The following is a 10,582-nucleotide window of genomic DNA, read 5'->3' on the forward strand; positions in this document are numbered from 1 at the left end:
GGCCGGGCCGCCGCCGGAGCAGGCGAACGGTAGGGCGTCGCCGCCGCCTCCGAGCGGGGCCCAGCAGGGCGGCGGCGCCCGTCGGCCCACCAGCGCGTGCGAACCGGGGCCGCAGCGGCGACGCTGGCGGTGCGGGCCTGTTGCGCCGACCGGCGGGCCCGGCGGTGCAGCGGTGTCGGCCGTGTCAGTGCGGTGTCGGTGGTGTCGTGGGGGCAGTCGGGACGGAGGCTCCCATGGCCAGACCTGTGTGGACCGGAGTGCTCAGCTTCGGCCTGGTGACCGTACCCGTCGCCCTCTACACCGCGACGCGGTCCCACGACGTCCGCTTCCACCAGCTGCAGCGCGGCACCTCCGACCGGGTCCGCAACAAGCGGGTCAACGAGCGGACGGGCCGCGAGGTCGACTTCGGCGACATCGTCAAGGGCTACGAGGTCACCGAGGGCGAGTACGTCATCGTCGAACCGGACGAGCTGGAGCAGATCTCCCCCGGTCGCTCGAAGACGATCGACATCGGCGGGTTCGTCGACCTCGCCGAGGTCGACCCGATCTTCTTCGACAAGACCTACTACCTCGGCCCGCGCGGCAAGGAGTACGCCAAGGTCTACGCGCTCCTCGTGGAGTCCCTCCAGCACGCGAACAAGGCGGGCCTGGCGATGTTCGCGATGCGCGGCAAGGAGTACCTCACCGCGGTGCGCTCCGAGAACGGCATCCTCGAACTGCACACCATGCACTTCGCCGACGAGGTGCGCGACCCGCGCACCGAGGTCGGCGACCTGCCCGAGCAGGTCAAGCTGTCCGCGCAGGAGATCAAGACCGCCGAGCAGCTCATCGGCGCGCTCGCTGTCGAGTGGGCGCCCGAGGACTGGCACGACACCTACGAGGAGCAGGTCAAGAAGCTCATCGAGGACAAGCTCGCCGGCCGCGAGATCGCCGTCTCGGCCGGCCCCGCGCCCGAGGCCACCAACGTCATCGACCTCATGGACGCCCTGCGCCGCAGTCTCGACAGCGCCCGCGAGGGCAAGCCGGACGACCGGGCGGAGAAGCCGTCCCGCCGGTCCTCGCCCGCGCCCGCGGCCGCCACGCGCGCGCCGAAGGCGGCCGGAGGGAAGAAGAGCACGTCGGCCAAGGCCAACGCCGCCGCCGCCGTCGGCCAGGCCACCGAGATTAAGCGCGCGAGCGCCACCGACTCACAACAGCTCGCCGGGCTCACCAAGGCCGAGCTCTACAAACGCGCCACCGACCTCGACATCCCCCACCGCTCCACCATGACCCGCGACCAGCTCCAACAGGCCCTGGAGCAGGCCGGACGCCCCCGCCGCGCAGCATCCTGATCGGATGGAGCCGCCGGGCCGCCGCACACCGGCACCGCGCCGACCGGAGAACGCACCGTGGAGTCCGAGACGATGGCCAGCACGCCCGACCTCGACCGGATCGCCGACGAGCTCTACACCCTCGCCCCCGGCGACTTCACCGCCGCCCGCAACCAGCGCGCCGACCAGCTCAAGAAGACCGACCCCCAACTCGCCAAGCAGCTCCGCGCATTGCGCCGCCCCACCCAGGCCGCCTGGGCCGCCAACCTGCTCACCCACCACCACGGCGACCTGGTCGGGCAGCTGCTGGACCTCGGCCAGGCACTGCGGGACGCCCAGGAACACCTCGCAGGCGACCAGCTGCGCACCCTCACCGACCAACGCCGCCAACTGGTACGGGCCCTGACCGGACAGGCCCGGCAGGAAGCCGCCGAGGCCGGCCACCCGCTGGGAGCCGACGCCGTCGCCGACCTGGACCGCACGCTGAGCGCCGCGCTCGCGGACCCCGAGGCCGCACGGGCACTGGCCCGGGGCCGGCTGACCGCCCCGCTGGAACCGGTGCTCTGGCCCGGCACGGCGGCCGCCGGACCGGAGCGCGCAACGAGCGAAGCGCCGCGGGCAGCGGGCGGGGGGAAGGCAGCCGGGCCGGGTCGGCGCAGGGCGAGCCTCACCCTGGTGCCCGGCTCGCCGTCCCCTTCGCGCGCCGGTGAGCCGACCGGTGCGGGGAAACGGGCCGAGGCGACACAGCAACGGCAGCGGCAACAGCGGGAACGGGAACAGGCGCACGAGCGTGCGCTGGAACAGGCCCGCCAGGACGTGGCCGAGGCCGAGCTGGCCGTGCGCGAAGCGGCCGGACACCGGGATGCGAGCGCACGCGCACTCGGCGACGCCGAGTCCGCCCGGCAGCGGGCCCAGGAGGAGGGCGAGCAGGCCCGGACAGCGCTCGCCGAGGCACGGGAACGTGACGCTCGGGCGCAGGAGGACCTCACCAGCAGCGAGGACCGGGTGCGGAGCGCCCAGGACGCCGCGCACGCGGCCCGCACCCAGGAGGCCGGGGCGCGGAAGGCCGTCCGGACCGCGGCGGAGCGGCTGCGCAAGCTGGAGTCCGGCGGCCCGGGAGGCGCCGGGGGCTGAGCCTCCGGCCCCGCACCCCCGCACGCCCACACGCCGCCCCCGCACGCCGCCCCCGCACGCCGCCCCCGCTCACCACTCACCGCTACCGCTCACCGCGAGGGGCGGGCCCGGCGTCCGTCCGGCCGGTGGCTCGGGGCGCGGCGGAGGACCACCTGGGGAAGCACCAGCCAGCACACGCAGAACCAGGCGAGGGCCGCGCCCGCCAGCACCCAGGCCGTCGCGGAGAGCTCGGTCGCCGTGCGCAGCAGGAGCAGCAGGGCCGCGGTGATGGTGAGGGCCAGCAGGACCAGCCCGGAGGAGATCAGCCGGCCGGCGACACGGATGAGTTCCGGCTTCATTCCGTGGCCGGACAGGAAGCGGTGGAAGGCCACCGGGGCGATGAGGGTCCCGGTGGCCAGGGCGCCGAGGAAGACGGTGGCCACGTACAGGCGCTGGTCGAACTCGGGCAGGGTGGGGAAGCGGGGCGTGAAGACGACGCTGAGCAGGAACCCGAAGAGGATCTGGGCACCCGTCTGGCAGACCCGGACCTCCTGCAGCATCTCGCTCCACAGCCGGTCGGCCCGTTCCTCGGGGGTTTCGTCCCGGCCGTGGCCGGAGGTCTCACGGTGGGTCATCGGGTCGGCTCCTGCGGCGGGACGGACGACACGGTGGGGCGGCCAGGCACGGTACGGGATCGGATGGATCGTAGGGCCACCGGCCGCTGTGATCCCGGACCCGCCTCCGGAAGGGTCACCCGCACCGGCGATTCTTGCCGCCGTCTCGGCGAGTCCTCTCGGCGTGTCCCGACAGGGCGTGTCCGGGCGGAGCATGTCCGGGCAGGGCGGCCGGGCAGGGCGGCCGGGCAGGGCATGCGGGTGAGGATGCCGGCAGCCGGCGGGGGCCGCGTCAGCGCCGCCCGGCTCCGGCCGTCCGCACCGCCCCGGCGCTGGCTCCCACCACGAAGACGATCGCGAGGCACTGCGACGCCGACAGCGCCTGCCCGAGGACCAGGAACCCGGCCAGCGCCCCGACCGCCGGGGCCAGGCTCATCAGCACCGCGAAGGTCGGCGCGGACAGCCGCCGCAACGCCAGCAGCTCCAGCGAGTACGGCAGCCCCGAGGACAGCACCGCCACGGCCAGCCCGAGTCCCAGCACGCCCGGCCGGAGCAGCGTGGTGCCCGCCGATCCGATCCCCAGCGGCAGGCTCACCACCGCGGCCACGGCCATCGCCACCACCAGGCCGTCCAGCCGCGGGAACCGGGCCCCGGCCCGGGAGTTGAGGACGATGTACGCGGCGCACATGGCACCCGCGCCGAGCGCGAACCCGGCGCCCGGGTCGAGCCGGCCGAAGCCGTCCTGCCCCAGCAGGAAGACGCCCACCAGCGCCAGCCCGGCCCACACCAGGCTCACCGCACGACGCGCGGCGACGACCGACATCAGGAGTGGCCCGAGCACTTCCAGGGTCACCGCCGGGCCGAGCGGGATCCGGTCGATCGCCTGGTAGAAGAGGATGTTCATGCCGCCGAGGGCGAGCCCGAAGCCGCCGGCGACGGCCCAGTCCGTGCTGCTGTGCCCGCGCAGCCGGGGGCGGCAGACGGCCAGCAGCATCACGGCCGTGATCGTCACCCGCAGCGTCACCGTGCCCAGCGCCCCGGCGCGCGGGAACAGCAGTGCGGCGACGGCCGAGCCGAACTGCACCGAGAGCGTGCCGGCCAGCACCAGCCCGATGCCGCCGGGACTGCCGACGCCTGCGCGCGCGGTCGCCGTACGGAGGCGGCTCCCCGCCGGTGCGCTCGTCGTCGCCGCCACCGCTGTGGCTGCGACCGCTGTGGCCGCCGGCCGTGAACCCGTGTTCGTCATGCCGTCCACGCTAGGAAGCCGCGGACGCCGCGTGAAATGCCGATCCTGCGGCGGTTATGCTCCGTACGCATGACCATCGAGCTGCGCCACCTGCGAGCCTTCCTCGCCATCGTCGAGGAGGGAACGATCACGCGCGCCGCCGCCCGTCTCCACACCGGCCAGCCCGCGCTCTCCCGCACGCTGCGTCAGCTCGAGAACCACCTCGGCACCCGCCTGATCGACCGCTCCACGCACCACCTGGAGCTCACCGCAGCGGGCCGGACCTTCCGCGACCGGGCCGCCGCCGCACTGGCCGCCGTCGACACGGCGCTCGACCCGCGCACCCTGTCCGCCCTGCCGCTGCGCCTCGGCCACCCCTGGGCCGCCCTCGGGGACCACACCATCCCCCTGCTGCGCCGCTGGGACGAGGCCCACCCCGACGTGCCCCTGGAGCTGCGCCGCATCGACGACCGCACCGCCGGGCTCACCCGGGGCAAGGTCGACGTCGCCCTGCTGCGCGGCGACCTGACCGACCTCGGTCTGGCCACGGAACTGCTGCTGGAGGAGGAGCGGGTGGCGGTCGTGCCCGCGGACAGCGACCTCGCCGACCGCAGCACCCTCACCCTGGCGGACCTCGCGACCTGGCCCGTCGCCCTGAACACGGTGGCCGGCACCACCACCCTCGAGCTCTGGCCCCCCACCGCGCGCCCCCGGACGACGATCGAGGTCACCAACACCGACGAGTGGCTGACCGCCATCGCCGTCGGCCGGGCCGTGGGCATCTCGACCTCGGCGACACCCCGCCTGCACACGCACCCCATGATCGCCTACCGTCCGCTGACCGACGCCCCGCCCGTGCCCCTGGTCCTGGCCTGGCACCGCGGCACCCCGGCCCACCCGGCGATCCCGGCCCTGATCCGGCTGACCCGCGAACTCCTCGCAGAGCGCTGACGGACGCCGGCGGGGCGCACCACTGCTCCGTGCCTGCACCGGGGAGCGCGCGACGCCGATCGCCTCAACTCCGCGTTTTCACAGGGAAGGTGAGGACGGTGGAGGCGGTGGGAGCAGGCCGGACGGAGCCGTCCGCGAACGGTGGTGTTCGCGGACGGCTCCGCCGGAGAGCGCCGTCCCGCGGCCGGACGTGTCAGTAGTAGTGGCGGCGTCCGCCGACTTCGTGCCCGAGGGCACCGACGACCCACAGGACGAGACCGATGACGACGAGAATGAGGCCGATGGTCCACAGGAACGCAAGCCCTGTGAGGAAACCGATGATGAGCAGAATGACGCCGAGGACGATCACGAAAACCTCCCGGTGAGTGCGGGCGGACGGTTTCGCGGAAGCCTTGTGACCTGCAGCTCTCCGACCTGGCCCATGCGCTGCGTCTACCACGCCTCCGGTTCGGCAAACCCGGACCTGTTCCGCGGTCGTGCGGCCCGGGGGGACGCAGCGGGGCGGGCGACGCTGCGGGGCGGGGATCGGTGAGGGCCTGTTGGCCCAGCCCCGCATGCGGACGTCGGGCACAGCGGTGACGCTGACGGGGCACCGTCCTCACGACCGGCCGGTGGGCCGGCCGTGGGGACCCAAGGACTGGGGAGGACACCATGGCCCGACCCGCCTGGGCCGTGACGCCCACCGCCGGCCCGGTCACCGGGCCCCCCGTCGTCCACGCCCCGGCACGGGCCTGTTGCCCGCCCTGCCGGCCCTGCCAGCCCCTCCGGCCCTGCCAGCCCCTCCGGCCCTGCTGGCCCTGCTGGCCCTGCCGGCCGCACCGCCCGCATCCCGCGTCGCGGCCCGGACCCGCCACGGGTACGGCGCCATGACCTTCCAGCATCCGTCCGAACGCAGCCGCACCGGACGGGGCCTGTTCGAGCGGTCCGCCGAGGCCGCGTCCAACCTCACCAGCTCCCCGGCCTTCTACGCCGCCTGCCTGCTCCTGGTCGCCGCCTTCGTGACGGTCCACGTCATCGGCCTGTCCCAGGAGTGGAAGATCCTGGTCGGGGACATCATGACCGCGCTCAACCTGCTGCTCCTGGCCCTGCTCAAGAACGCCGAACGCCGTGCCGAGCACGCCGTCCAGCGCAAGCTCGACGCGATCGCCGTCGCCCTGCTGCGGCAGCTCGACGGAAAAGACCCGCAGCAGGCTCGCAAGGCACTCGAACAGGCCATCGGCATGGAGGAGGAGGTCTGACCGGTCATGCCCCCGGCGGACCGTCAACCGCCTCGGATGGGACCGGCGTGTGATCCGCGTCAGCGGTCCCCGAGCAGGGCGCGCAGCCCGGCGGTGTCGACGACGTGGGCCCGGGAGGGGAGGACTCGACGGAGCAGGACGTCGTGGACCTCGGCGTCCGGGTCGGCGACGCCGTCCGACAGGACGCAGAGCCGGTAGTCGCGGTCGGCCGCGTCGACGACGGTGGACAGGACGGCGCCGCCGGTACTGATGCCGGAGACGACCAGCGTGGTGATGCCGCGCTCGCGCAACTGCCGGTCGAGGTCGGTGGTGGACAGGCCGCCGTGGCGGACCTTGCGCACGACGAGGTCGCCGTCCTGCGGAGCCAGGCGCTCGTGAACGGCGGCGGCCGGGTCCTCGTGGTGCAGGACGCGGTGCCGGGCCAACGGGGCGAAGGACTTGTTGGCGGCCGGAACGGCCTCCCAGTCCGCCTCGGTGAAGCCGACGCGTACGTAGGCGATGGTGCCGCCCTTGGCGCGGACGTCGGCGATGGCTCCTGCCATGCGGCCGAGCAGGGCCTCGCGCTCCCCGTCGTCGGGCAGCGCGGCCAGGACCGCGGGCTGGCAGTCCAGGACGAGAAGCGCGGTGTGCGCGGGGTCGAAAGCGGGGCCGAAAGCGGGGTCGAAAGCGGGGCCGATCGCGGGGGTGGTGCTCACGTGGGGTCCTCCTGGTTGGTGACGTGTCTTCTTCGGCCGAAGCGGGCGCGACTGCACGGCCGGACGAGCTCCACCGACGGACCAGCTCCACCGACGGACAGTGGCACCGCCGGATCAGCAGCACCGGCCGGGCTCCGGCGGCGGTTTGCGGTGCGTCAGGCGGGGCTGCCGGACGGTTCCGGCTCGTGCTGCGTCGTCCGGTCGGGCCGGGGCAGCAACAGCGGGGTGGCCATGATGAGCAGTCCTGCGACCGCGAGAGCGGTGCGCGGGCCGGCGGCGCCGGCGAGCAGCCCGGCGAGCGCGGTGAGGACGGCGATGGACACCTGCTGGCCGGTCGACCAGGCCGACAGGGTGCGGGCGACGAGGTGCTCCGGCGTGCGTTCGAGCCGGTAGGTGGCGAGCACCGGGGTGAACAGGCTCATGTTGACGATGATCGCCAGCTCGACCGCCATCACGGTGACGAGGCCGACGACGCCGGGGCGGACGAAGACCAGGCCGATCAGCCAGACGGCACGCAGCGTGCCGACGGTCCGGAAGACCCGGTCCCGGCCGTAGCGGGCCACCACCCGGGGGGCCAGCCGGGAGCCGACGAGTCCGCCGAGGCAGGGGGCGGCGAAGGCGAGCCCGTACTGCCAGGGCGCGAACCCGAGCCCGCGGAGGAGGAGCACCGCCAGCAGCGGCTCGGTGGCCATGATCAGGCCGGAGACGAGCACGGTGTTGAGGTAGAGCGCCCGCAAACCGGGATCGCCCGCGATGTGCCGCCAGCCGTCGAGCATCGCGCCCGCCCGGACCCTGTGTTGGCGGGTAGTCGGCCGCGGTGCCTGCTCCCGGCCCCGGATCGCGGCGATGCCCAGCGCCGAGAGCAGGTAGCTGAGCGCGTCGGCCACCACGGTGGTGACCGGCCCGAGCAGGCCGATCGCCGCCCCGCCCAGCGGCGGCCCGACCGCGATGGAGCTCCAGTTCGTGGACTCGAACCGCGCGTTGGCCACGAGCAGGTCATCCGGCCGGACGAGGGCCTTGAGGTGCGCGCCGCTGGCCGCGTTGAACGCGATCTTGGCTGCGGCGACCACGGCCGAGGTCACGAAGAGCTGGACGAGACCGAGCCGGCCGAAGGCGTAGGCGACCGGGATCGTCGCCATGGCCGCGAACCGGGTCAGGTCCATCGCGATCATGACCGGGCGCTTGCGCCGGAACTCCACCCACGGCGCGAGTGGCACCGCGATCAGCGCGCCCACCACCGGTCCCACCGCGGACAGCGCGGACACCTCGGCGGGGCCGGCCTGCAACACCAGCACGGCGATCAGCGGTAACGCCCCGAACCCCAGCCCGGACCCGTAGGCGCTCACCGCGTACGCCGCCCACAGCCGGCCGAACTGCGGACCCAACGGCCTCCTGACCCCCATGCTCGGCACTCCCTTCCCCGTCCCACCCGGACAAAGCCACGTTGACCGGTGAGAGCCAACCGGCTGGACAACCGCAGGTCAAACAACCGTTTGACCCGCCACCCACAACCATGCGTTGTTCACTAGTGTGGGTCGGCATGGACCTCGAAGCCGTACGCACCTTCGCCGCCGTCGCCGAGGCGGGCCAGTTCCAGAAGGCCGCCGCCGACCTGTCGATCACCCAGCAGGCCGTCTCCAAGCGCATCGCCGCGCTGGAACGCGACCTCGGCGTCCGGCTGTTCACCCGCACGCCCCGCGGTGCCGAACCCACCATCGACGGGCAGGCGTTCCTCCCCCACGCACGCGAGCTGCTGCGCGTCGCCGAGCGTGCGGTCGCGTCCGTGCGGACCGGCCGCCGCCCCCTGCGCGTCGACGTGATCAACTCGCGCGGCGCGGCGTCGGGCCTGATGCGCGGCTTCCACCGCGCGTACCCCGACACCGACCTGGACGTGCTGATGCTGTTCGAGATCGAAACCGCCGTCGCCGCCATCCGGTCCGGCGCGATCGACGCGTCCTTCCGCGCCGTCGCCATGCCCGGACGGCACCTTCCCGAGGACATCGCGTCCGTCCGGGTGGTCGACGAGCCGCTCGAACTGCTCACCGGCCCCGCCCACGCGCTGGCGGGCGCCCGGTCGGTGACCCTCGCCCAGCTCGTCGGGCACCGGATCTGGATGCCCGGGATCGTCCCCGGCACCGAGTGGGGGGCCTACTACGACGACCTCGTCGCCGGGTTCGGCCTCACCATCGAGGCGACCGGCCCCAACTTCGGCTCCGACGCGCTCCTCGACACCATCGCCGACACCCCGGCCCTGGCCACCTTCATGGGCGGGCACACCCGCCTCGTCTGGCCCGCCGACCACGGCCTGCGCCGCATCCCGGTGACCGACCCGACGCCCGTCTACCCGCACTCGCTCCTCTGGCACCGCGACAACCCCCACCCGGCGCTCGCCACTCTCCGCGCCCACCTCGCCGCGACGACCGCCGGCCACGACGCCGCGGGGACGTGGCGGCCGGACTGGGTGCTTCCGCGCTGAACGAGCGCCGGCAGGCGGCCGTCCGCGCCCGGTGTCACGCTGGGTCCACACTGGATCGACGGAAAGGAAGCAGCGCTGTGATCACCACGGAGTTCGTCCCCGGTTCCCCCTGCTGGCTCGACCTCGGCGCCACCTACGTCCGCCCCACCGCGTCCTTCTACGGCTCCGTGTTCGGCTGGGCGTTCGAGTCCATGGGCGAGGGGGAGGACATGGAGGGGGGCATGTTCCGCAAGGACGGCAAGATCGTCGCGGGCCTCGGCCAACTCACCGAGGAAGGCGCCCGATCCGCCTGGATGATCTACTTCAGCGTCACCGACGCGGACGCCACGACCCGGGCCGTGGAGCAGGCCGGCGGCACCGTGCGGGTGGCACCGAGGGACCTCGGCGACTGGGGCCGGATGGCGCAGTACAGCGACCCGCTGGGGGGCCAGTTCGCCGTCTGGCAGCCGGGGACGGACAGCGGCGTCGAGCTGGTGGACCAGCCGGGATCGCTGTCCTGGACCGAGCTGTACACGAGCGACGCCGCAGCCGCGAAGGAGTTCTACGGCGGCGTCTTCGGCTGGCAGTTCAGCGACATGGAGCTCCCCGGCGGCGGGGGCACCTACACCCTGATCACGCCCGCGGGGCTGCCCGAGGACCGCATGCAGGGCGGCCTCATGGAACTCCCCGCGGAGCACCTCGCCCTGGCCGACGGACGGCCGTACTGGCACCCGGTCTTCGCCGTCGACGACTGCGACGCGACCGTCGCCAGGGTCACCCAGAACGGCGGCACCGTCCAGATGGGGCCCGAGGACGCGGAGGGCGTCGGCCGGCTGGCCGTCTGCCTCGACCGGTCGAACGCGGACTTCGTCGTCCTCACCCCGGCCCGGAGCTGAACCCCCGGCCGGCCCTGCCGACGGCCACCTACCTGTACTGATCCCGGGGAGCCGGGGTCGCTGCGCTGAGCCCGCTGCGCCGGGC

Annotated in this window: 11 protein-coding genes; 6 read left to right on the plus strand and 5 right to left on the minus strand. The window is 74.0% G+C overall.

Annotation, left to right across the window (positions count from 1 at the left end; all coding sequences use genetic code 11):
- Nucleotides 1-233 precede the first annotated feature (233 nt).
- Complete coding sequence (locus ABZ885_RS28430; protein ID WP_360194495.1) at nt 234-1,331, plus strand: Ku protein; 1,098 nt, start codon at nt 234-236, stop codon at nt 1,329-1,331.
- Nucleotides 1,332-1,403: 72 nt separating this feature from the next.
- The gene (locus tag ABZ885_RS28435; protein ID WP_360194498.1) at nt 1,404-2,444 is read left to right on the plus strand and encodes a hypothetical protein; all 1,041 of its coding nucleotides are present in this window, start codon (nt 1,404-1,406) and stop codon (nt 2,442-2,444) included.
- Nucleotides 2,445-2,533: 89 nt separating this feature from the next.
- Here the strand turns inward: ABZ885_RS28435 and ABZ885_RS28440 are convergent, their stop codons facing one another.
- Both ABZ885_RS28440 and ABZ885_RS28445 read right to left on the minus strand, forming a co-directional pair.
- Nucleotides 2,534-3,058 (minus strand): DUF6328 family protein, encoded by a 525-nt coding sequence (locus ABZ885_RS28440; RefSeq protein ID WP_360194501.1) that lies wholly within the window; start codon nt 3,056-3,058, stop codon nt 2,534-2,536.
- 271 nt (nt 3,059-3,329) lie between these two features.
- Nucleotides 3,330-4,283, minus strand: a complete 954-nt coding sequence (locus tag ABZ885_RS28445; RefSeq protein WP_360194504.1) for an EamA family transporter — start codon at nt 4,281-4,283, stop codon at nt 3,330-3,332.
- A gap of 69 nt (nt 4,284-4,352) precedes the next feature.
- On the opposite strand from ABZ885_RS28445, the gene ABZ885_RS28450 reads away from it, so the two are divergent.
- Entirely contained in the window at nt 4,353-5,213 is an 861-nt protein-coding gene (locus tag ABZ885_RS28450) for a LysR family transcriptional regulator (protein WP_360194507.1), read from the plus strand.
- Between the two features lie 193 nt (nt 5,214-5,406).
- On the opposite strand, the gene ABZ885_RS28455 is transcribed toward ABZ885_RS28450, so the two are convergent.
- Nucleotides 5,407-5,562: a DUF6131 family protein gene (locus ABZ885_RS28455; RefSeq protein ID WP_360194509.1), complete on the minus strand. Its 156-nt coding sequence runs from the start codon at nt 5,560-5,562 to the stop codon at nt 5,407-5,409.
- Nucleotides 5,563-6,079: 517 nt separating this feature from the next.
- Between ABZ885_RS28455 and ABZ885_RS28460 the strand changes: the two genes are divergently transcribed.
- Nucleotides 6,080-6,451, plus strand: coding sequence for a low affinity iron permease family protein (locus ABZ885_RS28460; RefSeq protein ID WP_360194511.1), 372 nt, complete (start codon nt 6,080-6,082; stop codon nt 6,449-6,451).
- Between the two features lie 59 nt (nt 6,452-6,510).
- On the opposite strand, the gene ABZ885_RS28465 is transcribed toward ABZ885_RS28460, so the two are convergent.
- On the minus strand, nt 6,511-7,146 hold the full coding sequence (locus ABZ885_RS28465; RefSeq protein ID WP_360194514.1) for a cysteine hydrolase: 636 nt from the start codon (nt 7,144-7,146) through the stop codon (nt 6,511-6,513).
- A gap of 155 nt (nt 7,147-7,301) precedes the next feature.
- Nucleotides 7,302-8,549: an MFS transporter gene (locus tag ABZ885_RS28470; protein ID WP_360194517.1), complete on the minus strand. Its 1,248-nt coding sequence runs from the start codon at nt 8,547-8,549 to the stop codon at nt 7,302-7,304.
- A 137-nt stretch (nt 8,550-8,686) separates the two neighbouring features.
- Here ABZ885_RS28470 and ABZ885_RS28475 point away from each other — a divergent pair, with 137 nt between their 5' ends.
- Nucleotides 8,687-9,622: a LysR family transcriptional regulator gene (locus ABZ885_RS28475; RefSeq protein WP_360194520.1), complete on the plus strand. Its 936-nt coding sequence runs from the start codon at nt 8,687-8,689 to the stop codon at nt 9,620-9,622.
- 77 nt (nt 9,623-9,699) lie between these two features.
- On the plus strand, nt 9,700-10,497 hold the full coding sequence (locus ABZ885_RS28480; RefSeq protein ID WP_360194523.1) for a VOC family protein: 798 nt from the start codon (nt 9,700-9,702) through the stop codon (nt 10,495-10,497).
- Nucleotides 10,498-10,582 lie beyond the last annotated feature (85 nt).

It is taken from the genome of Kitasatospora sp. NPDC047058 (assembly GCF_040643935.1).
Lineage (GTDB): Bacteria > Actinomycetota > Actinomycetes > Streptomycetales > Streptomycetaceae > Kitasatospora.